Raw genomic sequence first — 24029 nt, 5'->3', positions numbered from 1 at the left:
ATAATCTGTTATATCTCCCGACAGGAAAATGTTTACCGGTATTTGATTTTGTTGTGGTTGCCGGAGGGGAATGCACCAGGACGCACCCCGTCTATCAAATAGCGTCATCAGAGGCTTATCGCAGGGATCCACACAAAAAATCTTCGCTAATTTTTTGCATAAGTAAAACGATCGGTTTACTTTTTAATGATGCAAAAACGACAAGATATCATTCAGGCCGCCGAGCGGCTGTTCTATTCCAACGGTTTTCACGCCACCAGTACTGACCACATTTGTCGTGAGGCGGGCGTTTCCACACGTACACTTTATCGCCATTTCCCTTCCCGCGAACAACTCACCGAAGCCGTGCTCGAGGCGCGCCAGCAGCGGTTTTTTGCCGAACTGCAAACGCCGGATCACCCGCAGGCCATCAACACACTTTTTACTGTGTTGGGAGAATGGATGGAGGAGTACGGCGCAGGCGGATGCTTTTTCCTGAAAGCCTGGGGGGAATACGCTCAGGAAAACGTGCGGTTGTCAGCGTTGGCGCTCGATTTCCGCTATGCGCTGCGCGATTACATCGCCGCCTGTGTGAACAATCCCGCGCGGGCGGACGCGGTCTGGATGCTTTTCGAGGGCGCCATCACGTCAGCGCTGGTTGTCGGCCCGCAGTCTGCTTATCGCGCAGGTGACGCTGCTGTGGCCTTGATTGCCAGCGGGGAGGGCCAATGAAAACGTCTCATTCAGTTGCGATTACCGGCTTCGCGCTTATCGCCGTTTCTTACGGGCTGGCGCGCTTTTCATGGGGACTAATGCTGCCCGCGGTGGCGCAAGATATCCCGTTCAGCCCGCGTCTGGCGGGCGTGCTTTCTGCCTGTAGTTTCGCGGCGTATTGTTTGTCGGTCAGCGCCGCTTCGTTGCTTAGCGATCGTTACGGCCCGCGCCTCCCGGCAATGGCTTCCGCGCTCAGCGCGACGGTGGGACTGCTGATGCTTGCCATTGCCACGTCGCCCATCATGCTGGCCATTGGGCTGTTTATTGCCGGGCTTAGCGCCGGGCTTTCTTCGCCTTCGCTGGCGGCGGTGGTCAGCCAGGCTATTCATACGCATCGCCAGACGCAGGTGAACACCATTATTAATGCCGGGACCGGAGCCGGGATCATTCTTTCGGTACCGTTGCTGCTGTTTTTGCCCTGGCGCGTCGCCTGTGCTGTGTTTGCCGTTATTGCGCTGCTGAGCCTGATTCCGGTACTGCGTTATCTGCCACAGGCAGCCAGCGAGCGAGCCGCCAAACAGGGGGGCGAAAGTCTCTTGCAACGCCGGGTGATGCGCCTTGCGCTTATCGCTTTTATCAGCGGTATGGCGAGTGCGGCGTGGTGGAGTTTTGGCCCGGATGTATTGCGCCAACATGCTCATGTGGCAGACAAACTGATCAGTCTGTTATGGCTAATCTGCGGCGGGGCGGGGATCCTCGGTGCGCTGACCGGGCCAGTCGCGCGCGCTATCGGCATGCGACAGGTTTACCGTCTGGCGCTGTTATTTATGGCTGCTCCGCTGTTATTGATCGCCTTCAGCCATGCCTTTTCCTGGTGGCTTTTCCCGGGGGTTGCGCTGTGCGGCATCGGTTATATCACGCTCTCCGGTGTGCTACTGGTGGGCGGTGCTGACGCCACGCCCGCCGCCCCGGCCTCGGGCGTTGGTGTGGTGTTTTTTATGCTGGCTGCCGGGCAAGTCGCCGGTTCAATGCTTTTTGGCATCCTCTATGCGCAGGCTGGCGCGGCGCTGGCGCTCATTACGTTCTCTTTGCTGGCGGTCGCGATGGTGTTTTATACGCCTGCAATATCGTCAGGTTCGCGTTAATACGCGCAACCAATTCGTCGCCACTGCCGTCATGTGCCAGTTCATGTAACGGCATTTTAAAGCCGATACCCTTTAGCTGATCTTCATCAGAAAGCGCGACGCTGCCATCGGTTTGCGGGTAGCCGCTGTAACTGTCCCACAGCGTATAAGGCGAATCGTAAACGCCTTTTTTGTCGGCGGCGAAAAGGTAGACGCAAAGGTAGCTTTCCGCGTCTTCGGGCGCGGTGTTTAACGCACTGGCGATGGGTTTTTCGTTTTCACCATAGTGCTTAGCGCGTTGTTCCCAGCTCAACTCGCTGTCGGTCACCAGTTTGAAGTCGATAACAAAATCCTCGGTTCCCATCGCCGCGCCAGGTTCCTGCTGGCGACTAAAAACAAACGAGAGATCCATGATCGGCAGGAAATCCCACTCCCATGAGTTAAAGGGATTTTTATTGCGCTGAGGCGGCAGGTTAAAACTCCAGGTATCCCACTGCACAAATACGGTATCGAGGCGATGCGCGGTTTCATTCAGTAACGGAAGGATCTGCTGATAGTAAGCGGCGCAAATACGGTGCGCCAGGCGCACCACGCTAAAAGGATCGGACATCATTGTTTTCCTTGCAAAAAAGAGAAGCCTGCCGAAAGGTCGGCGTTATCGAGGAAAGTAGTGAACAGCGGCCAGGGCCGCAAAGGTGCGCGAATGCCGTATAAATCCAGCGCGTTCAGGCAATCCGCAATGACGCGCTGGTCTTGCTCTGTCGACCAGTCATTGGTGGGATGTTCCATTTTCGCCCGCACATCGCGCCACTCAACGCCGTAAAAAGCCACATCGTCGAACAGATCCGCTAGCTCGGCAAATAGCGATGCGGCGCGGTTAGGCAGGTTGCCGACGGCCAGAAAATGCAGTGCGTGTTGCGCATCTTCGCTATTTTTCCACGCGTAAATTTCTTTGCACCATTGCTGCTGATACTGCTGGCCGCCTTGCGGTGGCTTCACCTCAACAATCAACGTGGCGTGCTCAAACGTCAGCACCACATCCGGCTCGGCAAATTCATCTTTTTCATTTACCCAGTGGCGCACGCCGTCATCAATGACCTCGGGAAAAGAGTATTTGGGCCAGAAGACGAGAGAGTCGAATTTGCCCCACTGTGCGGTATCGGTTACGAGCAAAGCGGAAAGCAGGCTGCGCATGGAGGCATCTGACAGGTAGCTGATGCGGCCCCAGAATGCCGCCGTCAACAGGTCTTCGTAATGTTGAAACACCGTTCGCCAGCTTTGCGAGCCCTCATTATTCAGGTTCACGCGTCTGGCTTTACCGTTAAGAATGGCGTGGAGCATCGTCGTCCCTTTCACAAAATCAGTGTGATAACTCTACGGCAAGAGCAGGGATTTCTTTAGGGTCGGCGCGGCAAAACGCACCATTTTGGTAGGTCGAGATCGGCAAGGATTGCCTTACACTTTCCCCTTCACATCGCAAGGAGAACGTAATGACAGAGTATTGGTGGAAGGATCTTCGCGATCGCAAAGACCGCTGGCAGGGGCTGGAGCTGATAGTGCGTGAAGGCACCGGCCAGGCGATGGAGATGCAAAGCGGGCATAACGGGCGCATGGCGTTGCAGGTTAACGGCGAGGCGCTGTTTTGGGCGACGATGCTAAAAGATCACTCCGGCGTCTGGCTGGTGTTTAACGCTGAGCATCCCGGCCAACAACCGCTGCTGCCAGCGATGACTTCAGCGGACGTTGAAACCGCGAAACGCGCGGGCGAACAGAACGGGATAAGCCACTGGTGCCGCTATTTCGCGCGTCAATTGATGGAAGCGTCCGTGCCATTGTTGCCGCCGCGCCGCTGGCTGCTGCGACCGATGTCATTGGTTAAACCGAAAGCGCCGTATGTCTGCAACAAGACACTGCCGCTGGCGCAATGGCGTTTCGAAACGCCCGCCAGCAATAGCGATATCAGCGTGAATTGGTCGCTGTACGGCGAAGATTTTCCCGATCTGCAAAACCCGGAAAAAGTGACGCACGTGGACTGGTGGTGGGGCGGCCATCTTTTGCTTGGGCGCTACCCGGTGGATGCCGATTCCGGGCGCGTAAAATGGTGGCGCAAGAAGTGCCGCGAGAACGCGCTGCCGCCGATTCTGGTGTGGTATATCGCCGGGCTGGCGTCGTTTGTCATTCTCGACGGGCACGACAGATTGCAGGCCGCGCTGACCGAAGGCATACCGCCGCAATTTCTGGTGCTCAGTGAACTCAGCGAGCAGAGCTGGACGCCGGACGAAGAGACGCGCCAGCGCGTTTTGCGGTCGCTGGCGATTCAGCAAGAGAGGTGCAAGCAAACGCCTGCAAACATCGATGCGATGAATCAGTCGCTGATGAATCTGTACGACACCCGTTATCTCTATGCACCGACGCACAGCCGCGCCGTGCTGGGCGATGGCGCCGACTGGGAACGCGAAGTGAAAGCGTATTTACAGCGCCATCAGCTTGATGAATATCTGGAGAAGATTCTGAGGCGGGAAGAGTGAAAGGGGTGTGTTGCATCTAAAAACGGGCATTAACGATTTACTGCACGTTTAAAGGTGCAAAAACGCCAGGATCAAGCCATGCGCAGTGCCAGCAAAGCGGCGAAGTGGATTTTCAGCGTGCTAAGGGGGCATTTTATACGCTGTGTTATGACCCCAAAGCCCGGCAAGCCAGGCTGAGTACGAGTCTGTAAGTTAGTAAGTGCTTACGGGAGCATTAGCGATTGCGATGGTTTATCCGTTTATCGCGGTGGCTTTTGTAACCAACGCACTCCCCGGTTTCTGGGTTCACGTAGTACTTCATCGGCGATGGTAAGAATTGCTCATAAAATGGGGTATCAGGAGGCGAGGCCACATTGGTATTAATTTCCCAATACCGCACCCCATCGATCTCCACAAGCGCAGCATTGTGAATGTCGTAATCCCAGCAGTTCGTGAAGTTTTTTAATGCGTAGGCTTTGGCTGCTGCTAATGCTTTTTGCTCGTTAATCATTGGCTGTTTCCTTACAGAATATCCGGCTTATCATGAACCGTTTCAGTCGTTAAGCAAGCCAACCCCGCTTCCCTGCGGGGTACGCCACACCTTATTTCCCCGCTTGCAGCGCGGTTTTTTCAACGTACGGTTTCATCAGCGTGTCCGCCTCTTTCTGCGCCGCGTTGGCGGCGGCTTCCGGGGTGACTTTCTCGTCGTTCACCACGGCGGCGAGCTGGTTTTCCATCGCTTTACGCACAGCGACCGTTTCGTAAGTGGAATACCACGGGTGCGCGTACTGCAACTGTTGCAGCGCGATGGCGGCGCGCGGATCCTGCTTCAGATAGTCCTTCATTTCCGGCGTATCGTACGCGGCTTTACGTGGGGAGAAATACCCGGTAAAGCGGCTCCACGAACCGTTGACTTCCGGGCTAATCAGGTAGGTCAGAAACTGGTAGGCCGCTTTTTTCTGCGCATCGGAAATGCCTTTAAAACTCACCAGGCTGGCACCGCCAATCGGCACCGCGCGTTGTTCTTGCGCCGGCATCATTGCCACGCCCAGTTCGAAATCTTTGGTGTTTTCGCGCATAAAGCCCAGTGCGCCGGTGCTGAGTATCGCCATGCCCAATTTGCCGGAGAAAAACGCGGCGCTGATCTGTTTAGAGTTCAGCACGCCCGACGGCATCACTTTATCTTTGTAGATCATGTCCTGCCAGAAACGCAGCGCGCCAATAGTGGTCGGCGCGTTGTAATAGACTTCGCCGGGGTAGTTTTCGTTGAAGTAGTTGCCGCCGTTGGCGCGCACCAATGACGAGAAAATCCAGCCGCCGTAATCATCGTTGGTGGAGGGCAGCATAATGCCCCACTGGCCTTTGCTCTGGTCGGTCAGCTTTTTCGCGTCTTCGAGCAACGCTTTCCAGTTTTGCGGCGGCTGCGTGATACCCGCTTGCTCAAACAGCGTTTTGTTGTAGTAAAGAATGGGCGTCGAGTTATGGAACGGAATCGCGTAAGTGACGCCTGTCACCTGCGCGTTTTTACGCATCGCCGGCCAGAACTCGTTTTGCAGGAAATCCCCCGCTTTTTTATCGCCATATTTGAACAGCTCGTCCATTGGCAGAATTTCATCTTTCAATGCCAGGTCGGTGGTGAAGTTGGCGGACATAATCACCAGCGCAGGCGGCTGGCCCGCTTTCTGCGCGGACTCGGCTTTCATCTTGGTGGTGTCGTAGTTACCGGTGAAAATCCCGCGCACTTCCACCTCGTTTTGTGAATCATTGAACGCTTTGATGACGCGTGTCATCTCCATCGTCAATTTGCCGTCCACCGGGGCGGGAAACATAAAGTCGATTTTCTCCTGCGCAGCAGCAGTGCCGCTTATCGCAAGGGTGATGCCGTAAGTAAGCGCTCGCAACGTCTTTGTCAGAGGCTTATGCATGGTCTGTCTCCTGGTGTAAGTTAAGCTGCGTTTGTGCATCAAAAAGATGGCTATCAAGGGGGAAAAAACCGACGCTGAGGGTGTCCCCTTTGTTGGGTACATCACCCCGATGTCGGCGGATAAAGCGCAGGTTGCCGATTGGCGTGCTGACATAAAGCTGATAGTCCGCGCCCATCAGTTCCCGCTGTGTCACGGTGGCAGGTAAAACCAACTGGCCCGCTTCTGGCGTGTCGGTGATATGTTCCGGGCGAATACCAAACCATACTTCCGGTAAATGGCTGGCGTGAGCCGGCAACGGCAGGCGTTGCTCACCGAGTTGCACCTCGCCGTTCGCACACGGCAGCGACAGCAAATTCATCGCCGGGGAACCCATAAACCCGGCGACAAACAAGTTGGCCGGATGGGCATAAAGATGCTCCGGTCGGCCAATTTGCTGCACGTGGCCGCCCTTCATCACCACAATGCGGTCGGCCATCGACATCGCTTCGGTCTGATCGTGAGTCACGTAAATAGTGCTGGTTTTCAGTTGCTGGTGCATCGCCATAATGCTGTCGCGCACTTCGGTACGCAGCCGCGCATCCAGGTTGGAGAGTGGTTCATCCATCAAAAACAGCTTCGGATTACGCACGATGGCGCGCGCCATTGCCACGCGCTGACGCTGGCCGCCGGAGAGTTTCGCCGGTTTACGGTCGAGCAAGGTGTCAAGCTGCAACATCTGCGCCACGCGATCCAGCCGTGGCTGCCAACTGGCCTTCTCTTCATTGCGCACTTTCATGCCGAACGTGATGTTGTCGCGCACGGAAAGATGCGGAAACAGCGCGTAGTTCTGGAAGATCATCGCGAAGTTACGCTCGCGGGGCGAAGAAGCTGTGATCTCGTCGCCGTTGAGCCAGATCTCGCCATCGCTGACGCTCTCCAGCCCGGCAATCAGGCGCAGTAAAGTACTTTTGCCGCAACCGGACGGGCCAACCAGCACCACAAATTCGCCGTCACGAATCTCCAGCGACAGCGCGCTCAGCGCCGCTTTGCCATCGAACAGTTTGCTGACGTTGTTCAGTCTCAACATGGCTTTAGCGCTCATCCACCGGGCAACTGATGCTCTCGCTGTAAAGCCACGGGCCAGCGTAATGGGAGAGCGGATGCAAATAGCTCACCCACTGTTCGCCCACCTGGCGGTGCATCAGGCAGGATGGCGGCGACATGTCGTAATACGGGCGGTTATCTTCGTGGCAGTACGGCACCTGGTGCACGGTAGCCGGAATGGTGGCGATGGTCGCCTGGCGGTACTGTGTCATGGTCAGGCTGTGATTATGGCCGCAGAAAATACGCGTCAGCGCCGGGAAACGCGCGACCAGTTCCAATAAAAGATGGCCGTTTTCACAGGCGATGCGATCCATCTGCGCGTTGCCGAGCGGCAACGGCGGGTGGTGCATAAACACGGCGGCGGGTTTGCTGCCGCTACTGCTGAGTTGCGCTTCCAGCCAGTCCAGGGTTTCGCGGGTCAACCAGCCTTTCGATTCCCCGGCAAGACTTGAGTCGATAAACAGCAGGCGGGTGGCGAAGTCATCAATGGCGTAACGCATGTTCTGCGGGTCGCTGCCAAGCTGTGGGCAGAGCGGGTGCAGGTATTCCAGAAAATGGGCTTTGTCGTCGTGGTTGCCGGGAATAACAAACAGCGGGTAGTCGAGGCCGCCCAGGATCTGGCGTGCGACGCGGTACTCTTCAGGCCGACCACAGTTCACGATATCGCCGCTCACCACCACGGCATCCGGGCGTTCACGCAGGGCGTTCAACTGACATACCACATCGGCGTTGCCCGCGTTGATATCGATAAAACCGTACAGCTTCTCGTTCTGGCTGCGGAAATGGGTATCGGAAATTTGCGCTAAAAACATTACTACGCTCCTTATTTAATGCCGGAGAAGCCAAAGCTTCGGAGAAACTGTTTCTGGAAAGCGATAAACGCGACCATCAAAGGCAGGCAGACCATCAGCGTTCCGGCGCTGATCATTCCCCACTGGCCGCCGGATTCCGCGCCCATCGCAAAAGAGACCAACCCGACCGTCAGCACCTGTTTGTCCGGGTCATTGAGCATCATCAGCGGCCATAAATACTCGTTCCAGTGGTAGGTAATGCTGACGGTGGCGAAAGCCAGCACCGACGGCCACGACATCGGCAACATCACGCGGAACAGCACTTGCCACCAGCGGCAACCCTCCATCAGCGCGGCTTCTTCAATCTCTTTTGGGATGGCGAGAAACGCCTGGCGCATCAGAAACACGCCGAACGCCGAGGTGAAATAGGGCATCATCACGCCGGTCAGGGTGTTGAGCAGGCCGAAGGTTTTGAGTGTCAGCATGTTGGGGATCATCATCACCACCGGCATGATCATTAGCTGCACCAGAAACAGGATGAACAGCGTCTGTTTGCCGCGAAATGCGTGGCAAGCGAAGACATACCCGGCGGTGGTGATGGTGAAAAGCTGCACGAAGAAAGTGCCGAAGGCGAAAATCAGCGTGTTGGCGTACAGGCTCAGCCAGTTGGCGCTGTCCCACGCATCACGAAAGTTATCCAGCGTCAGCGGGAAGCGCGGCAGGATTGACGCCATCTCTTCGCCAAAGGTCGTGGCGCTGAAAGCTGATGAAAGCATCCAGATAAACGGGCTAATCCACAGCAGCGCCAGGCAACTCATCAACAGCGCAAGGGTGATCGGGCGCGACTGGCGCAAGCGCAGCCACCGCGGGCGTGGCGTGGATGCCGTGCGGTTGATGGCGGGTGAAACGTCAACGCTCATAGTGCGCACCTCTTTCCAGTAATTTCAGGTTAACCAGCGAAAAGACGAACAGCCCGACCAGCGTCAGAAAGGTGGCGGCCGAGGCTTTCCCCAGATCGTGCGTGTCCCAGGCGAGGTTCTGGATGTAATAAAGCAGCACGGTGGTGGCGTTATCCGGCCCGCCGCGCGTCATGACCGCCACATGATCAATTTGCGTAATCGAGTAGATAAGCGCGGTGGTGACGACAAAACTAAGGGTCGGGCGCAGCAAAGGCAGCGTGACCTTGAAAAAGACCTGTGTTGCTGTCGCGCCTTCCATCACCGCCGCTTCGCGGGTGGATGCCGGGATGCCCTGCAATCCGGCGAGGAAAAACAGCATGTAATAGCCAGCGAATTTCCAGACGCCAATCAGCGCCAGCGCAAATAGCGCGCTGTTGCTGCGGCCCAGCCAGTTGTTATTCATCGGGCCGAAAAGTTGCGCCAGGTAATGGTCGAGCATGCCGAGGCCGGGCATAAAAATGAACAGCCACAGCGCAGCGGCGCTGACCATCGGGATAATCATCGGGAAGAAAAAAGCGGTGCGCAGCCAGCGGTTAATGCGGTGGTTTTCCCACAGCGTGACCGCCAGCAGCAACGCCAGCGTCACGCCCGGAATGACGGTCAGCAGGATATACACCAGGTTATTGAACAGCGACTGCCAGAACACCGTATCCGCCAGCAAACGGGCAAAGTTTCCCAGCCCGACAAAAGGCGCGTCGCCGCTTGCCATGCGGGTATCGAACAGGCTGTCATACACCGAACGCAGCAGTGGAAAGTAGGTAAACAGCGCCAGAAACAGCAGCGAAGGCGACAGAATCAGCCAGGGAAGCCAGTATTTTTTCATCAGTGCCTGAAAACAATGTACGGGTTTCGAAAGCGGGGATTGTGTGAAAAAAATGCTGCAAAAGGATGGCGGGAAGGTGACTGTTTAATGAACAGGTGTTCATGGGGGATTTGCCGGGTGGCGGCTTCGCCTGACCCGGCTGGAGAGAAAGGGAGGCCCCATAAGCGAAGCGCCATCGGGCAAAAAATCAAAAATCCATCTTAACCGTGAACTGCACTTCGCGCGGATCGCCAATCTGGTTGCCGAGGTTGTTAGTGGCAATTGACGAGGTGTAATAGGTCTTATCGAAGATATTCTTCACATTCACCTGCAAAGTGACCGGGTATTGCAGCTTCATTTTGTACGCGGCAAACGCATCAGCAACAACGTAGCCCGGCAGATAATAATCCGCGCCGTTGGTGGCGGAACGACGGCTTACGCCGTGGCCGCCGCCGCCGAGGGTTAGCGTATTCCCGGCAAACGCATTGTTGATGTCATAAGTCAGGAACAGCGAACCGGTGTGGCGCGGCACGTTCGGCAGCGGTTTGCCTGCGTAATCCGGATCTTCCAACACTTTCGCGTCGGTATAGCTGTAGCTGGCGATCACATTCATATTCGGCGTCAGCGAACCGGCCAGATCCATTTCCACGCCTTGAGAACGCACGCGACCAGCGGTTTTCGCCACCGTGTCGTCGCCAACAATTTCGTTGTACAGCACATTGCGTTTGTGGATATCAAACATGCTGATATTGGCGGTAACGCCGTCGAACAGGTCAAACTTCGCGCCCACTTCGTAAGATGTGGAGGTTTCCGGCGGTAAATCGCCAATGTAGCTGGCAATCGACGACTGCGGCATAAAGGCTTTCGCCACGTTACCAAACAGCGAAATCGACGGCGTGAGTTTGTAGACCAGGCCGAATTTCGGCGTCCACTTCTCATCGCTGCTGTCGGTGTTGACGTTGAACGGGCGCCCTTTGCCGGCGTACTGGGTGTAATACTGATAACGCATCCCGGCCACGGCGATCCATTTGTCGGTCAGATATAACGCGTCCTGCGCATACGCTGAATAACTCTCTTGTTGGATCGTCTGGTCGCTATCCGACGCGGAAACCGAGGTGCATTTGCTGGCGCTGCCGTAGCTCGGGTTATAAATATTGAAATCCTGCGTGTTTTTACAGCGGATCATATCGGTGCGCAGCAGATCGTAATATTCATACGAAACGCCGGTGAGGATCTCATTATAAAAGCCGCCAATATCAACATTGCCCTGCAAATCCGCCCGGCTGGTATGCATACGCTGTGTTGAACCCTGTGTGGCATCGACGCGGCGGGTTAAATTGCCGGTCGCCGCATCATAGGCCATCACACGAGACTGGTTGTCGCTGTATTTATCCTGGCTGAAACCGTACTCCAGTTTGCCGGTCCACTGGCTGTTGAAGCGGTACTCCGCGTTCAACTGTGCAATGTCGGATTCGCCATCGGTAATGTTAAACGGCTCATCGAAACGGGTTTTACGATCCACATTCACCGGCTGTTTGGTGGTGAGATCGAAGATCGTGCCGCGATCGAAAGGCGTCTGATAATCGCGGTGCGAATAGAGCACATTCACCGTGGCGTTATCACCAAACCAGGTCAGCGACGGCGCAATAAAGGTGCTTTTCTCTTTGCCGAAATTGCGCCAGTAATCCTCGTGTTGATACTCGCCGATCAGGCGATACGCCAGCCGTGTGCCTTCAATCGGGCCGGTAACGTCAAACTGCCCGGTGCCGCCGCCAAAGCTGGAAGAGGTTGCGGAAATGGAACCGCCGAATTTTGTTTCCGGGCGCTTAGTGACAACATTGATAAGCCCGCCGGGATCGAGAATGCCATACAGCGTCGAAGCCGGGCCTTTTAGCACTTCCACGCGAGAGGCGTCGGCATTAAAACTGCGCGGCACCACGGTGCGCAGGCCGTTGGTCATGATCGAACCGTCACGGTTTGCGCCAAATCCCCGTCGCACAAACGCGTCCTGCGTGCCGCCGAGCGTGTTGGTTTGCACCACATTACTGACGTTATACAGCGCTTCGTCGAGCGTGGTGGCGTGCTGATCTTTCAGCACTTCATCGCTCACGGTGTTGACCACTTGCGGAATATCCAGCAGCGGCATCGACGTTAGCGTGGCGGTGGACGAACTGATCGGCTGGTAGCCGGACGTCGCCTGTTTATCGGCAGATGACGCATCTGCCAACACCGTTAAGGTATCGCCGTCTTTCGTTTGATCCGGCTTGTCGGCCGCGTGCGTGAACGGAGAGAAAACCGAACCTAAAAAGAGCGCGGAAAACAACGCGCGACCTTTCAGCCCGGAAATACAACGAGTTAACTCAGCCATTTAATCTACTTTCCCGAAGAGATCCTGCGTAAAAAGGCAGGCGTGAACATTTTTATATTTATTGCTCGATTGCGTGAATCTATCCGTTAGCCGCACATATTGGCATCGGATATGTAATTGAGAATCATTCAATCACGAGCGTTTGTAGTAGTAAATGCAAAAACTGAGAAATTTGCTACAGCGAATCTGGGCGATGAAAAACCTCCTGTTTTTACCATTAATGATTATTTAACTTATTAAAAATAAATAAATTAATTGGTAATAAGAAAAGGGTTTTTGCCTGTAGTCACACCAGGAAAAGGGTTGTTGGATTCACGCTCGACGATGCTTGACTACTACAGCGGCAAATTGCAAAATCTCAAAAGAGAATGATATTTATTTTTATTTGAAAAGATTAACGTACGTGGGTGAGTCCACGATGTTGCGGCGCAGGAGCCAACATGCCACAGCGAGTGGAACAACAAACTGAAGGACACGGCATTGTTCTCGACAGCCTGTCGGCGGGCTATCACAAACAGATTATTGTTGATGACATCAGCCTGACGATCCCATCGGGCAAAATGACCGTTCTGGTCGGCGCGAACGGTTCCGGCAAATCCACACTGCTTAGCACCATCGCCCGCATGCTGAAACCGCTCGGCGGCAGCGTGCTGCTTGATGGCAAAGCCATTCATCAACAACCCACCAAAACCGTTTCCCGCCAGTTGGGCATTCTGCCGCAATCGCCGATTGTGCCGGAAGGTTTAACAGTGTTTGAACTGGTGTCGCGCGGGCGTTTTCCGTGGCAAAGCTTTATGCGCCAGTGGTCGGAAGAGGATGAACTGGCGGTGCTGGAAGCACTGAATTTGACCGGCACCGCCGAATTTGCCCATCAAACGGTCGACAGCCTTTCCGGCGGCCAGCGTCAGCGCTGCTGGATTGCCATGGCGCTGGCGCAACAAACGCCGGTGATCTTGCTGGATGAACCGACAACATTCCTCGATCTGCGCTACCAGGTTGAGATCCTCGAACTGCTGCATTCATTGACGCGCGATCATGGCCGCACCGTGGTTGTGGTGCTGCACGATCTCAACTTTGCCGTGAACTACGGCGACACACTGGTGTTCCTCAAACAGGGGCGTTTGCAGGGCGTGATCCACGAAGGTGACGACTGTACGCCGGAACTGATCAAAAACGTGTTTGATGTCGATGTACAGATGTCAGTTAACCCATTGACCGGCAAACCCTTCTTTATGCCGTTTCGCAAACTTTACGGTTCCAACGCATGAGCGCGCGTTGTACCGGGCGCGCCAGCATCGCGTTCTTCGGGCTGCTGTTATGCGTGCTGGCGGCGGCCATCGCGCATTTAGGGTTTGGCGCACGCGTTATCGCGCCGCCCACGGTGGTGCAGGCGCTGGTGGATTTTGACCCACGCAATTTTGATCACCGCGTGATTATCAGCCTGCGTTTGTTGCGGCTGGTGGCGGCACTGTTCACCGGCGCGGCACTCGGCGTTGCTGGCGCGCTACTGCAATCGGTGATTCGCAACCCATTGGGTGAGCCGCATATTCTCGGCTTAAACGCGGGAGCGGCGCTGGCGGTAGTGGCGACAACCGCGCTTGGCATCAGTATAGGTGATGCGTCATTCAGCCGTCCGTTGATTGCCGCAGGCGGCGCGGCGCTGCTCTTTTCGCTGGTGATGCTGCTATCCGCCGCTGGCCGTTCTGGTTTTACGCCGATGAAAGTCACGCTGTGCGGCGTGGCGCTGTCGACCTTTGCCTCATCCATTACCGCCGCGATCCTGATCCTTGATGAGCAAACACTGCTGAGTATGCGCACCTGGCTGGCAGGCGATCTCGCCGGGCTGAGTTGGGGGCAAATCCAGCATGCGGCAATCGCCGCTGTGGGCGGGTTTGCGCTGGCGCTGTGGCTCACTCCGGCACTGAATATGCTGGCATTGGGCGACAATATGGCGAAAGGGCTTGGCGTATCGCTCACGCGTACGCGTGTGCTGTCACTGCTCGCCATCGCACTGCTGTGTGGCGCGGCGGTCTCGGTCGCTGGGCCGATTGGTTTTATTGGCCTCGTGGTGCCGCACATGGTGCGCCGCCTCGCGGGAGAAGATTTACGCGTTGTGGTGCCGCTTTCAGCGCTGGGCGGCGCGCTGTTGCTGCTGGTGGCGGATATCACCGCCCGCACGCTGCTTTCGCCGCAGGAATTGGCGACCGGTGTGATGACGGCGTTGGCGGGCGCGCCGCTGTTTATCCTGCTGGCCGCGAGGTTTTTCAAATGAACACGCTCCTGCACCGCGCCGGGCTACGCAGATGGCGGGTTGGCGGCTTTTCCCGGCTGCTGCGCCCGCAGGCATTGTATTGGATAACGGGTCTTACGCTGCTGGCTCTGGCGTTGCTGCTTTACGGCGTGACTCAAGGGTCGCTGGCGGTTCCGGCGTCTGCCATCGGCCGGGCGCTCTTTTTCCCCTCAGCGCTTAACCCGGAACAGCACTATGTGGTGTGGGATATTCGCCTGCCACGCGTATTAATGGCGCTGTTGTGCGGCGCGATGCTCGGTATGGCGGGTGCGGCGATGCAGTCGATCACCCGCAACGGACTGGCCGATCCGGGGTTGATCGGCGTGAAAGAGGGGGCAAGCGTGGTGGTATTAACGCTGGTGCTCAGCTTTCCGGCGGTGGGCTTAGTCTGGCGACCACTCGCGGGCATGGCGGGCGGTTTGCTCGCCGCCGTGCTGGTGATGGCGCTGGCGCGGGATGTGTCGCGTCCGCGTTTTGTGCTGCTTGGCATTGGCGTTTCCTGGACTTTTGCCGCCGGGATCGGCGTGTTTATGACCACCGCCGATGTGCGCGATGTGCAAACCGCGATGATGTGGCTGGCAGGCAGCCTGCACGCCGCCACCTGGCCGCTGTTGCTGGTGGCGCTGTGCTGGGCGGTGCCGGCAACGCTCATTTTACTGCTCACCGCCCGCGCCGCCGATGTTGCGCTGCTCGGCAACCCGGCGGCGACCGGGCTGGGCGTGCGTCTGGCGCGGCTTGAACTGCTGCGCTTTTTCGCCCCGGTATTGCTGACCGCCGCCAGTGTTTCCTGCGTCGGCAGCCTCGGTTTTGTCGGGTTGATTGCTCCGCATATGGCGCGTTTTCTGCTGCGTGGCGGCCAGCGGGCACTGCTGTGGGGCAGCGCGCTGCTTGGTGGATTGCTGGTGCTGCTGGCGGATTCGCTCGGGCGCCTTGCCTTTGCGCCGCTGCAAATTCCCGCCGGGATCGTGATTTCCCTGGTCGGCGGGCCGTTTTTCCTGCTGCTGCTGTGGCAGCGGCGCGATCGTTTATAACGCTTAAGGATCTGTATGCGCTTACTTTTTTCGCTGCTGTTGCTGGTGGGGTTGACCGCCAGTGCCGCCGAGCCAACGCACTCATTCACCGACGATTTAGGGCGCGTGGTGACCGTGCCGCTGCACCCGAAACGCATCGTTTCGCTGCACGACCTGGATATCACCATTCCGCTGATCGAGCTGGGTATCCCGCCCGTTGCCAGCCACGGGCGCACGCGACCGGACGGCAGCCATGTGCTGCGATCCAGCGGGATGCTGACCGGCGTGGATTTTGATAATTCCGACATCAGGTTTATCGGCTCGGCGGATATTGATATTGAAGCGATCGCGGCCGCAAAACCGGACCTGATCATTACCGAGCCAAGCCGTAACACACCGGTGGAGCAGCTTGAAAAGATCGCGCCGACGGTCAGCATCGATCATCTGCAAGGCGGCGCGCCTGAAATCTACCGCAAGTTGGCGCAACTGACCGGCACGCAGGCGCGGCTGGCGATCCTTGAACGTCGCTACCATGAGCAGATTGCCGCGCTGAAAAACACCCTCGATACCCGCAAGATTACGGTGTCGGTCATTCAGGCCAATAACGGCAAAATCAACGCCTTACACAGTTACCACTCACTGGGGCGCGTATTGCGCGATGCCGGTTTTCGTTTTCCAAAACTGATCGATAGCATCCCGGATGGCGGGCGCATTGATGTCAGCGCCGAACGCTTGCCCGAACTGGATGCGGATTTCGTGTTTGCCACCTGGCGCGGCGATACCGGCGGCAAACCGCAGGATGAAATCGCCGCCATGGACGCGGTGATGCCCGGTTGGTGCGATTTCCTCACTGCCTGTCGCAGCGGGCATTACGTGCTGATTTCACGCGAAGAGGCCATTTCTAACTCCTTCGCTTCGCTCAGCCTGATGGTGGCGCAGGTGCAATCGCAAATCGCCGGGCGACCGCTACCGGCGGCAAAATAGGGAGAAAGCGTATGCTCAACACCAAAAAAGCGAAGAACCGCGTGGATGTCTACGGTGAGCGTTTCCGGGCGCGGGCGCACACGCTGTCGCCGCGTTTGCAGGCGGTGGCGCGCTATATCAACGAGCACCGTGACGTGGTGCTGGAGCATACGGCGATTGAAATCGCCGCCGCGACGCAGACCTCTGATGCCACCGTGGTGCGCGCCATTCAGGCGTTGGGGTTTGCCGGGTTAAGGGATTTGAAGCAGACGCTGGAACACTGGTTTGGCCCGTCCATTTCGTCGGCGGAAAAGATGAGCACCACGGTGAATGCGCTCTCTTGCGACGTTAATTCGGGGATCGATTTTGTGCTGGAAGGGCATCAGCATACCTGTGAAGTGCTTTCTGCGCCGGACAACCGTTATGCCATCGCGCAGGCGGTGGCGTTACTGGTTGAAGCCCGGCAGGTGGCGATTTTTGGTATTGGCGCTTCGGGGATTTTGGCCGAGTACAGCGCGCGGCTGTTTAGCCGTATCGGCCTGCCCGCTTCGCCGCTTAATCGCACGGGCATTGCGCTGTCGGAGCAGTTAATCACACTCCAGCGCGGCGATGTGTTGATCATGATGGCGCAAAAATCGGCGCACCGGGAAGGGCTGACCACGCTTAAAGAAGCGCGGCGCTTGGGCATTCCGGTGATCCTGATGACCAATGCTGTGGATTCACGCTTCAGCCAGCAAGCGGATGTGGTGATTCACGTTCCGCGCGGCGGCGAAAAAGGCAAAATCCCGCTGCACGGCACTGTACTGCTGTGCCTGGAGATGATCATTTTGTCGGTGGCTTCTGCGACATCGCAGCGGGCAATAAAAACGGTGAAACGCATAAATGAGTTTCACCGTGGGTTAAAACCGGGCGGTAAGAAGGGCTAAGTCAGGAAATAAACATCAGCGGTGATAAGCCAAAGCGCGCTGATAATTTCTTAATGTGGTTGATATTAAGCTGGCGTTCACCATTGAGGACTCTGGATACCATTGATTTACTCCCAATTTCATCTTTGAAATCAGATGTGGTTAGTTTGTGTTGATCCATCAGCGTTCTCAATACTGCAAGCCCTGTCGGGATTGATGCCATGTCCTCACGAAGGGCGACAATCTCAGGCTGATTATTTTCGTATGCGCTTATCTTTGCACAGACGATATCGAGCAATGGGCTGGTGGGATTGTCGATGAGAAGTTGTTCAACAAGTTCTAATGCATCCAGGTAATCTTTCTCGCTGGGGTGTTCCCCCAGTAGGGGAACGGCGGCAATCAGAGCATGGGTTGCTTTAAGTGCATCGGCGACGATCATTTTTTCTTCCCCTTCGTGCGATGTTGTTCAGTAAAACGGTCATATTCCTTATGCGTAAATACATGGCGAACATAGAATTTTTGGCTTTCGAAAAAAATGAGAGCCACAACTCTTAAATCATTATTCGAAATATCAATAACGTAATGCTTGCTCAAATATTTAAAGTTATCCAGCGTGGGATACAGTTTTTTAAGATCATCCGGCGTTGGGCAGTGCGCTTTTTCGATAGTTTTAGCCAGTGTGAGCAGCGCTATTCTGTGCTGAGGAAAGCGAACTATCGCCTCCTGAATCGTCTTCATTGATATCAAATGCATTCCTGTTTGCCTTGTGCGTCCGTTGCCAATCAGTCAACGGTACGCATTTGCTGCCAGCCGGTCAACCTGAACATTTTTATTTTCGAGCACACTCGCAAACATTAAAACCCACATACCAGGCGGTGCCGAAGCGGTGTGACATATCACGCATGATGCGCCGGGTAGCCCCGGCGCGAAGGGATTAACGCACGCCGCCGCCCAGCGATTGCCAGAGCGTGATGCGGTTTTCCAGGTCGGTTTGTTGCAGGGAAATCAGCGACTCTTGCGCCGACCACAGCGAGCGCTGCGCGGTCAGTACGGAAAGATAATCGCCTGTGCCCGCGTTGTACTGACGCTGGGCGATATCCAGCGATTTCTGCTCGGCTGCAGCGTATTCGCGCTGGGCATCAAGCTGTTCTGTCAGCGTTTCGCGGCGCGCCAGGGCGTCGGCAACATCTTTAAACGCGCTCTGAATTGTCTTCTCGTAAGTGGCGATCAGCCCTTTTTTCTCCGCTTCGGCGTAGCGCAACTGCGCCATATTTTCGCCGCCGGTAAACAGCGGCAGCGAGATTGACGGCGCAAACGACCACACTTTCATGCCGTGGCTGAACAGCGACGAGAGCGAACTGCTGCCGACCCCGGCGCTGGCGGTCAGCGAAATGGTCGGGAAGAAATTCGCCCGCGCCGCGCCGATATTGGCGTTCGCGCTTTTCAGGTTATGCTCCGCTTCCTGAATATCCGGGCGGCGCAGCAGCACAGACGAAGAGACGCCAGCAGGTGTCAGCGTGATGCTGTTATCGGCCAGGTTCTCCAGCGTGCCCGGCAGCAAAGAGTCCGGCACCGTGTCGCCCGCCAGCAAGTTAAGGGCGTTTTTATCCTGTACCACTTGCGTTTGGTAGCTGGCGACGCTGGCACGCGCCTGCTGGAACACCGCCATCGCTTCGGCGGTATCGCCGGCTGCCGCAACGCCAATTTCCTGTTTACGTTTGGCGATCTTCAGCGAGTTTTGCGCGCTCTCCATCGTCTGTTTCGCCAGCGCCAGGTTGCTGTTATCCGCCGCCAGCGTTATCCAGGCGGTGGTGATTTCCGCCACCAGGCTCAAGCGGGTGTTTTGCGCGGTGTATTCACTGGCAAGCCAGGTTTCCCGCTCGGCGCGGGTCAGGCTCTGATTACGGCCAAACAGATCCAGTTCGAAGCTGGACACGGCGCCATCGGCTTCGGCGCTGTTGGTCACACCGCTCGCCACCGTGCGGCTACGGGTATTGCTCAGTTCAGCATTGACCGTGGGGAACAGCGCGGAACGCTCTTCGGCGTACAGCGCACGGGCTGCGTCGATGTCGGCAATCGCTTTTTGCACATCGCGGTTTTGCGTCAGCGCGTTACTGACCACCTGTTTCAGGCGGCCATCATTGATGATTTGCTGCCAGTCTGCGGCAACGGCTTGCGCCTGGCCGCTGGTACCCGGCAATGTCGCCGGAACCGGCGCTTGCGGGCGCTGATAGGTTGGGTCAAGAGAGACACAACCGGCGCTCAGCAGGGCAAGAAAAAGAACACTGATACGCAACATAATTACTCCTGGCGTGCGCGTTTACCGGCGAACAGTTTTTTCACCAGCACAAAGAAAAGGGGAACAAAGAAAATCGCCAGTAACGTTGCCGTCAGGGTACCGCCAATAATCCCCGTACCAATGGCGATGCGGCTGTTGGCGCCGGCCCCGGTGGCGACCGCCAGCGGCGCGACACCGGCGATAAACGCCAGCGAGGTCATCATGATCGGGCGTAAACGGGTTCGCGCGGCGCGCAGTGCGGCGCGGGACAACGAGCTGCCTTCCTGCACCGCCGCTTCGGCGAATTCAACAATCAAAATGGCGTTTTTCGACGACAGGCCGATGGTGGTCAGCAGCGCTACCTGGAAGTAGACGTCATTACTCAGCCCGCGCATCCACGCGGCCAGCGCCGCACCGAGCAGGCCGAGCGGGATGACTAAAATCACTGAAATCGGCACCGACCAGCTTTCATACAGCGCGGCAAGGCACAGGAACACCACCATGATGGAGATGGCATAAAGGCTCATCGCCTGGCCGCTGGCGAGTTTTTCCTGCAACGACAGGCCGCTCCACGCCCAGGTGGTGCCGGCGGGCAGCTTGTCAGCAAGGTTTTCCATTTCCGTCATTGCCGCGCCGGAACTGAAACCGCTGGCGTTTTCGCCCTGAATTTCATACGCCGCCGAGCCGTTGTAGCGCACCAGGCTTTCCGGGCCGTACTCCCAGCGGGTGGTCGCAAAAGCGGAGAACGGCGTCATGCTGTCGTCGCTGCCGCGCACATACCATTTTTTCAAATCTGATGGCGACGAACGGAAGTCGCTGTCACCCTGGATATAGACTTTTTTGACGCGGCCGCGATCGGTGAAGTCATTCACATAGGTGCCGCCCCAGGCACTGGAGAGCGTATCGCTCACATCGCTGAGAGAAAGCCCCAGCGCGACGGCTTTGTTGCTGTCGATATCCACCTGTAGCTGCGGCATTTGCGGCAGATCGTTGGCGCGCACGGCCTGCAAAGCTGAACTCTGGTTCGCGTTGCCCAGCAGTTGGTTACGCATTTTCAGCAGTTGATCGCGATCGGTGCCACCGCTGGCGAGCAGTTCAAAGGTAAAGCCGTTGCTCTGACCCAGCCCGTCCACCGACGGCGGCGTCATGGCGAAGATGCTGGCGTCGCGAATGCTGCCCAACTGCTGGCTGGCACGCAGGGCGATCGCCTGGGCGGTATTTTCCGCACCGCTACGCTCGGACCAGTTTTTCAACGAGACGAAGGCCATCCCGGCGTTCTGCCCGCTGCCGCTAAAGCTAAAACCGGTGACAGTAAAGATGGCGTCGGTGTTGGCTTTTTCGTTATTCAGAAACCAGTCGGTGACCTTTTTGGCGACAGCATCCGTTCGCGTTGCTGTCGCGCCCGCGGGCAGGGTGAACTGCACCATGATCGATCCCTGGTCTTCCGTCGGCAGGAAGCTGCCAGGCAAACGCCACATCACCAGCGCCATTGCGCCACACAACACCACATACGTGCCCAGCACCGTTACGGCGCGGCGCAACACGCGCAGCACGCCGCGCTGATATTTGTGCTCGGTGTTGTTGTAAAAGCGGTTAAACGCGCCGAAGAAGCCTTTTTTATGCGGCGCACTATGGCGAAGCACCGTGCCGCACAGCGCGGGTGTCAGCGTCAGCGCAACAACGACCGACAGCACCATTGCCGAGATAATGGTGACCGAGAACTGGCGGTAAATCACCCCGGTTGAGCCGCCAAAGAAGGCCATCGGCAGGAACACGGCGGACAACACCAGCGCAATCGCCACCAGCGCGCCGGAGATTTCGCCCATCGATTTTTCCGTCGCTTCGCGGGCGGGCAGGCCTTCGTCGCGCATAATTCGCTCGACGTTTTCCACCACCACGATCGCGTCATCCACCAATAGCCCGATCGCCAGCACCATCGCAAACAGTGTCAGAGTGTTGATGGAGTAGCCAAACAGCGCCAGTACGCCAAACGTCCCGAGCAATACCACCGGTACCGCCAGCGCTGGGATCAGCGTCGCGCGGATATTCTGCAAGAACAGGTACATCACGCAGACCACCAGAATGATGGCTTCGATCAGCGTCTTCACCACGTCTTCAATGGAGATCTTAATAAAGTCGGTGCTGTCTTTCGGGTACGCCACATCGTAGCCCTGCGGCATGCTGTGGCGGTATTCGTTGATTTTATCTTTGACCAGGGTCGCGGTATCCAGAGCGTTAGCGCCGGGCGCCAGCATCACCGCCAGACCGGCTGCCGGGTGGCCGTTCAGTTTCGCCTGCGCGCTGTAGTCTTCGCTGCCCATCTCCACGCGCGCCACATCTTTGATGCGCACCACCGAACCGTCACTTTGGCTTTTTACGATGATGTCGCGAAATTGCGCGACGGTTTGCAGGCGCGACTGCGCCCGCACGGTGGCGGTTAACTGTTGCGTGTTGGGCGAGGGTTGCGCGCCGATTTTACCGGCGGAAACCTGCACGTTCTGCGCTTCAATGGCCGATTCCACATCGGACGGCATCAGCGAGAAAGATTTGAGTTTGTCGGCGTCCAGCCAGATACGCATTGCGTATTCGCCGCCGAACACTTGCAGGCTACCGACGCCGTTCACGCGCGCCAGCGGATCCTGCATGTTGCTCACCAGCCAGTCGGCGATATCAGAGCTGCTGGCGCGGTCGGTTTTATCGTACAGCCCCATAATCAGCAGGAAGTTGCTTTGCGACTTCACCACCGTGACGCCGGATTGGGTCACTTCCGTCGGCAAGCGCGATTCGGCCTGCTGGACTTTGTTCTGCACTTGCACCTGCGCGGTGTCCGGGTCGGTGCCTTGCTCGAAGGTGACGGTGATCGTCGCCTGGCCGTCGGAACTGCTGGTCGAGGTGAAATAGAGCAGGTTATCCAGCCCGGTAAGCTGCTGTTCAATCACCTGAGTCACGCTGTTTTCCAGCGTCTGCGCGGATGCGCCGGTATAAGTGGCGGTGATTTTAACCGCGGGTGGCGCGACATCCGGGTACTGCGCGACCGGCAGCGTGCGGATCGCCAATATCCCGGCCATCATGATAAGGATCGCGATCACCCAGGCGAAAACCGGGCGGCGTACAAAGAAGCTGGAGAACATCAGGCTTTTCCTCCGTTCGCGTCTTCAACCTCAACGGCTTTTACTGTCGCGCCTGCGCTCACTTTGTCGGTGCCTTCCACGATCAGCTTGTCGCCGTCGGCGAGGCCTTTCACCACCAGCCATTTGTCGCCATAGGTATCGCTGGTTTCAACCGCGCGTTGTTCCACTTTGTTCTGCGCATTGACGACAAGCGCAATGGCATCGCCTTTTGCATCGCGCGTAATGCCCTGCTGCGGCGCGAGAATGGCATTGGACATCACCCCTTCGTCAAGGCGAGCACGCACAAACATGCCCGGCAGCAACTGCTGTTGCGGGTTCGGGAACACCGCGCGCAGCGTCACCGAACCGGTGGATTCATCCACCGAAACTTCGGTCAGCGCCAGGCGGCCTTTTTCGCTGTAGGTGCTGCCGTCTTCCAGCGTTAAGGTCACGCCGAGTGTATTGCTGTTGCTGGCGAGCGCTTGTTTACGCAGGCGCAGCAGATCGACGCTCGAACGCGTGAGATCGACATACATGCTGTCCAGCCCGCGAATGGTGGCGAGTGCCGTGTCTTGTTGCGCCGTGACCAGCGCGCCAGGTGTGACGGAGGAAATACCAATACGACCGGCAATCGGCGCGGTGACGGTGGTCCAGTTCAAATTGATGCGTGCGCTTTCCAGCGCCGCTTTTTTCGAAGCCACGCTGGCTTTGTCCTGCGCGCAGGTGGATTGCGCATCTTCCGCATCCTGGCGCGATACGCCGTCTTCTTTCACCAGTTGCGCATAGCGCATGGCTTTTTTGCAGTCGGAAATGACCAGCGCCTGCGCTTGTTTCAGCGCGGCATCGGCTTCATCAAACGCGGCGCGGTAACTGGAAGGATCGATCTGGTAAAGCGCCTGCCCGGCCTTTACCGTATCGCCTTCCGTAAACAGGCGTTTTTGAATGATGCCGCCCACTTGCGGGCGAACTTCGGCCACCAGCGACGCGGTTGTGCGGCCGGTCAACTGGCTGTTGATTTCCAGCGGCTGGCTTTTCAACGTCACGACGCCAACTTCCTGGGGCATTTGGGGTGCAGGCGCGGTGGCGTTGTCGCATCCGACAAGGGCGATGGCAGCCACCAACGTTGTTTTTATTAACTTCATTTTCAAATTCCTGGCATTAGCGAAGCCTGCCCGTTTTGATAAACAGGAATTCGGCGCAGGCGAGTAAGTACTTTATTTA

At 57.0% G+C, this 24029-nt stretch carries 22 protein-coding genes; 8 read left to right on the top strand and 14 right to left on the bottom strand.

Annotated elements, in window-relative coordinates; all coding sequences use genetic code 11:
* The first annotated feature begins 189 nt into the window (after positions 1 to 189).
* Positions 190 to 711, top strand: a complete 522-nt coding sequence (locus tag AAEY27_RS19140) for a TetR/AcrR family transcriptional regulator (protein ID WP_342325644.1) — start codon at positions 190 to 192, stop codon at positions 709 to 711.
* Positions 708 to 1838 (top strand): MFS transporter, encoded by a 1131-nt coding sequence (locus AAEY27_RS19135; RefSeq protein WP_342322380.1) that lies wholly within the window; start codon positions 708 to 710, stop codon positions 1836 to 1838. Before AAEY27_RS19140 ends, AAEY27_RS19135 begins: the two co-directional genes overlap by 4 nt.
* On the opposite strand, the gene AAEY27_RS19130 is transcribed toward AAEY27_RS19135, so the two are convergent.
* Both AAEY27_RS19130 and AAEY27_RS19125 read right to left on the bottom strand, forming a co-directional pair.
* The gene (locus AAEY27_RS19130) at positions 1771 to 2430 is read right to left on the bottom strand and encodes a hypothetical protein (protein ID WP_342322379.1); all 660 of its coding nucleotides are present in this window, start codon (positions 2428 to 2430) and stop codon (positions 1771 to 1773) included. The genes AAEY27_RS19135 and AAEY27_RS19130 overlap by 68 nt on opposite strands.
* Positions 2427 to 3158: a hypothetical protein gene (locus AAEY27_RS19125; protein WP_342322378.1), complete on the bottom strand. Its 732-nt coding sequence runs from the start codon at positions 3156 to 3158 to the stop codon at positions 2427 to 2429. The genes AAEY27_RS19130 and AAEY27_RS19125 overlap by 4 nt, the downstream gene beginning before the upstream one ends.
* 149 nt (positions 3159 to 3307) lie before the next feature.
* Here AAEY27_RS19125 and AAEY27_RS19120 point away from each other — a divergent pair, with 149 nt between their 5' ends.
* Positions 3308 to 4345 carry a hypothetical protein gene (locus AAEY27_RS19120; protein ID WP_342322377.1) on the top strand — a complete coding sequence of 346 codons (1038 nt, stop codon included), beginning with the start codon at positions 3308 to 3310 and terminating at the stop codon, positions 4343 to 4345.
* Positions 4346 to 4559: 214 nt separating this feature from the next.
* On the opposite strand, the gene AAEY27_RS19115 is transcribed toward AAEY27_RS19120, so the two are convergent.
* The 7 genes from AAEY27_RS19115 to AAEY27_RS19085 all read right to left on the bottom strand — a co-directional run bounded on the left by AAEY27_RS19115 (position 4560) and on the right by AAEY27_RS19085 (position 12252).
* A complete protein-coding gene (locus AAEY27_RS19115; protein WP_342322376.1) occupies positions 4560 to 4835 on the bottom strand; it encodes a hypothetical protein in 276 nt (91 codons plus the stop codon).
* Between the two features lie 91 nt (positions 4836 to 4926).
* Entirely contained in the window at positions 4927 to 6249 is a 1323-nt protein-coding gene (locus tag AAEY27_RS19110) for an ABC transporter substrate-binding protein (RefSeq protein WP_342322375.1), read from the bottom strand.
* Entirely contained in the window at positions 6242 to 7315 is a 1074-nt protein-coding gene (locus AAEY27_RS19105) for an ABC transporter ATP-binding protein (protein ID WP_342322374.1), read from the bottom strand. Before AAEY27_RS19105 ends, AAEY27_RS19110 begins: the two co-directional genes overlap by 8 nt.
* A 4-nt stretch (positions 7316 to 7319) precedes the next feature.
* The gene (locus AAEY27_RS19100) at positions 7320 to 8144 is read right to left on the bottom strand and encodes a phosphodiesterase (protein ID WP_342322373.1); all 825 of its coding nucleotides are present in this window, start codon (positions 8142 to 8144) and stop codon (positions 7320 to 7322) included.
* Positions 8145 to 8155: 11 nt separating this feature from the next.
* Positions 8156 to 9043 (bottom strand): carbohydrate ABC transporter permease, encoded by an 888-nt coding sequence (locus tag AAEY27_RS19095; RefSeq protein WP_342322372.1) that lies wholly within the window; start codon positions 9041 to 9043, stop codon positions 8156 to 8158.
* Positions 9033 to 9905 carry a carbohydrate ABC transporter permease gene (locus tag AAEY27_RS19090; RefSeq protein ID WP_342322371.1) on the bottom strand — a complete coding sequence of 291 codons (873 nt, stop codon included), beginning with the start codon at positions 9903 to 9905 and terminating at the stop codon, positions 9033 to 9035. The genes AAEY27_RS19095 and AAEY27_RS19090 overlap by 11 nt, the downstream gene beginning before the upstream one ends.
* Positions 9906 to 10092: 187 nt before the next feature.
* Positions 10093 to 12252, bottom strand: a complete 2160-nt coding sequence (locus tag AAEY27_RS19085; protein ID WP_342322370.1) for a TonB-dependent siderophore receptor — start codon at positions 12250 to 12252, stop codon at positions 10093 to 10095.
* A gap of 440 nt (positions 12253 to 12692) precedes the next feature.
* On the opposite strand from AAEY27_RS19085, the gene AAEY27_RS19080 reads away from it, so the two are divergent.
* The 5 genes from AAEY27_RS19080 to AAEY27_RS19060 are packed head-to-tail and all read left to right on the top strand — an operon-like array spanning position 12693 to position 17441.
* The gene (locus AAEY27_RS19080; RefSeq protein ID WP_342322369.1) at positions 12693 to 13520 is read left to right on the top strand and encodes an ABC transporter ATP-binding protein; all 828 of its coding nucleotides are present in this window, start codon (positions 12693 to 12695) and stop codon (positions 13518 to 13520) included.
* Complete coding sequence (locus AAEY27_RS19075) at positions 13517 to 14524, top strand: FecCD family ABC transporter permease (protein ID WP_342322368.1); 1008 nt, start codon at positions 13517 to 13519, stop codon at positions 14522 to 14524. The genes AAEY27_RS19080 and AAEY27_RS19075 overlap by 4 nt, the downstream gene beginning before the upstream one ends.
* On the top strand, positions 14521 to 15573 hold the full coding sequence (locus tag AAEY27_RS19070) for a FecCD family ABC transporter permease (RefSeq protein ID WP_342322367.1): 1053 nt from the start codon (positions 14521 to 14523) through the stop codon (positions 15571 to 15573). Before AAEY27_RS19075 ends, AAEY27_RS19070 begins: the two co-directional genes overlap by 4 nt.
* Before the next feature lie 15 nt (positions 15574 to 15588).
* Positions 15589 to 16536, top strand: coding sequence for an iron-siderophore ABC transporter substrate-binding protein (locus tag AAEY27_RS19065; RefSeq protein WP_342322366.1), 948 nt, complete (start codon positions 15589 to 15591; stop codon positions 16534 to 16536).
* A gap of 11 nt (positions 16537 to 16547) precedes the next feature.
* Positions 16548 to 17441 carry a MurR/RpiR family transcriptional regulator gene (locus AAEY27_RS19060; protein ID WP_342322365.1) on the top strand — a complete coding sequence of 298 codons (894 nt, stop codon included), beginning with the start codon at positions 16548 to 16550 and terminating at the stop codon, positions 17439 to 17441.
* A 1-nt stretch (position 17442) separates the two neighbouring features.
* Here AAEY27_RS19060 and AAEY27_RS19055 read toward each other — a convergent pair whose 3' ends face one another.
* The 5 genes from AAEY27_RS19055 to AAEY27_RS19035 all read right to left on the bottom strand — a co-directional run bounded on the left by AAEY27_RS19055 (position 17443) and on the right by AAEY27_RS19035 (position 23950).
* Positions 17443 to 17859 carry a helix-turn-helix domain-containing protein gene (locus AAEY27_RS19055; RefSeq protein WP_342322364.1) on the bottom strand — a complete coding sequence of 139 codons (417 nt, stop codon included), beginning with the start codon at positions 17857 to 17859 and terminating at the stop codon, positions 17443 to 17445.
* On the bottom strand, positions 17856 to 18173 hold the full coding sequence (locus AAEY27_RS19050; protein WP_342322363.1) for a type II toxin-antitoxin system HigB family toxin: 318 nt from the start codon (positions 18171 to 18173) through the stop codon (positions 17856 to 17858). The genes AAEY27_RS19055 and AAEY27_RS19050 overlap by 4 nt, the downstream gene beginning before the upstream one ends.
* A 181-nt stretch (positions 18174 to 18354) precedes the next feature.
* On the bottom strand, positions 18355 to 19719 hold the full coding sequence (locus AAEY27_RS19045) for a TolC family protein (RefSeq protein ID WP_342322362.1): 1365 nt from the start codon (positions 19717 to 19719) through the stop codon (positions 18355 to 18357).
* Positions 19720 to 19721: 2 nt separating this feature from the next.
* Positions 19722 to 22829: an efflux RND transporter permease subunit gene (locus tag AAEY27_RS19040; protein WP_342322361.1), complete on the bottom strand. Its 3108-nt coding sequence runs from the start codon at positions 22827 to 22829 to the stop codon at positions 19722 to 19724.
* Positions 22829 to 23950 carry an efflux RND transporter periplasmic adaptor subunit gene (locus AAEY27_RS19035; RefSeq protein WP_342322360.1) on the bottom strand — a complete coding sequence of 374 codons (1122 nt, stop codon included), beginning with the start codon at positions 23948 to 23950 and terminating at the stop codon, positions 22829 to 22831. Before AAEY27_RS19035 ends, AAEY27_RS19040 begins: the two co-directional genes overlap by 1 nt.
* Positions 23951 to 24029 lie beyond the last annotated feature (79 nt).

Source organism: Kosakonia sp. BYX6, from assembly GCF_038449125.1.
Classification (GTDB): Bacteria; Pseudomonadota; Gammaproteobacteria; order Enterobacterales; family Enterobacteriaceae; genus Kosakonia; species Kosakonia calanthes.
This window is presented reverse-complemented; position numbering and strand designations above follow the sequence as displayed.

What these genes read in the sequence shown, in the direction of transcription:
- AAEY27_RS19140 (WP_342325644.1), top strand. Translation starts at nt 190, where the DNA reads ATGCAAAAACGACAAGATATCATTCAGGCCGCCGAGCGGCTGTTCTAT.
- AAEY27_RS19135 (WP_342322380.1), top strand. Translation starts at nt 708, where the DNA reads ATGAAAACGTCTCATTCAGTTGCGATTACCGGCTTCGCGCTTATCGCC.
- AAEY27_RS19130 (WP_342322379.1), bottom strand. Translation starts at nt 2,430, where the DNA reads ATGATGTCCGATCCTTTTAGCGTGGTGCGCCTGGCGCACCGTATTTGC.
- AAEY27_RS19125 (WP_342322378.1), bottom strand. Translation starts at nt 3,158, where the DNA reads ATGCTCCACGCCATTCTTAACGGTAAAGCCAGACGCGTGAACCTGAAT.
- AAEY27_RS19120 (WP_342322377.1), top strand. Translation starts at nt 3,308, where the DNA reads ATGACAGAGTATTGGTGGAAGGATCTTCGCGATCGCAAAGACCGCTGG.
- AAEY27_RS19115 (WP_342322376.1), bottom strand. Translation starts at nt 4,835, where the DNA reads ATGATTAACGAGCAAAAAGCATTAGCAGCAGCCAAAGCCTACGCATTA.
- AAEY27_RS19110 (WP_342322375.1), bottom strand. Translation starts at nt 6,249, where the DNA reads ATGCATAAGCCTCTGACAAAGACGTTGCGAGCGCTTACTTACGGCATC.
- AAEY27_RS19105 (WP_342322374.1), bottom strand. Translation starts at nt 7,315, where the DNA reads ATGTTGAGACTGAACAACGTCAGCAAACTGTTCGATGGCAAAGCGGCG.
- AAEY27_RS19100 (WP_342322373.1), bottom strand. Translation starts at nt 8,144, where the DNA reads ATGTTTTTAGCGCAAATTTCCGATACCCATTTCCGCAGCCAGAACGAG.
- AAEY27_RS19095 (WP_342322372.1), bottom strand. Translation starts at nt 9,043, where the DNA reads ATGAGCGTTGACGTTTCACCCGCCATCAACCGCACGGCATCCACGCCA.
- AAEY27_RS19090 (WP_342322371.1), bottom strand. Translation starts at nt 9,905, where the DNA reads ATGAAAAAATACTGGCTTCCCTGGCTGATTCTGTCGCCTTCGCTGCTG.
- AAEY27_RS19085 (WP_342322370.1), bottom strand. Translation starts at nt 12,252, where the DNA reads ATGGCTGAGTTAACTCGTTGTATTTCCGGGCTGAAAGGTCGCGCGTTG.
- AAEY27_RS19080 (WP_342322369.1), top strand. Translation starts at nt 12,693, where the DNA reads ATGCCACAGCGAGTGGAACAACAAACTGAAGGACACGGCATTGTTCTC.
- AAEY27_RS19075 (WP_342322368.1), top strand. Translation starts at nt 13,517, where the DNA reads ATGAGCGCGCGTTGTACCGGGCGCGCCAGCATCGCGTTCTTCGGGCTG.
- AAEY27_RS19070 (WP_342322367.1), top strand. Translation starts at nt 14,521, where the DNA reads ATGAACACGCTCCTGCACCGCGCCGGGCTACGCAGATGGCGGGTTGGC.
- AAEY27_RS19065 (WP_342322366.1), top strand. Translation starts at nt 15,589, where the DNA reads ATGCGCTTACTTTTTTCGCTGCTGTTGCTGGTGGGGTTGACCGCCAGT.
- AAEY27_RS19060 (WP_342322365.1), top strand. Translation starts at nt 16,548, where the DNA reads ATGCTCAACACCAAAAAAGCGAAGAACCGCGTGGATGTCTACGGTGAG.
- AAEY27_RS19055 (WP_342322364.1), bottom strand. Translation starts at nt 17,859, where the DNA reads ATGATCGTCGCCGATGCACTTAAAGCAACCCATGCTCTGATTGCCGCC.
- AAEY27_RS19050 (WP_342322363.1), bottom strand. Translation starts at nt 18,173, where the DNA reads ATGCATTTGATATCAATGAAGACGATTCAGGAGGCGATAGTTCGCTTT.
- AAEY27_RS19045 (WP_342322362.1), bottom strand. Translation starts at nt 19,719, where the DNA reads ATGTTGCGTATCAGTGTTCTTTTTCTTGCCCTGCTGAGCGCCGGTTGT.
- AAEY27_RS19040 (WP_342322361.1), bottom strand. Translation starts at nt 22,829, where the DNA reads ATGTTCTCCAGCTTCTTTGTACGCCGCCCGGTTTTCGCCTGGGTGATC.
- AAEY27_RS19035 (WP_342322360.1), bottom strand. Translation starts at nt 23,950, where the DNA reads ATGAAGTTAATAAAAACAACGTTGGTGGCTGCCATCGCCCTTGTCGGA.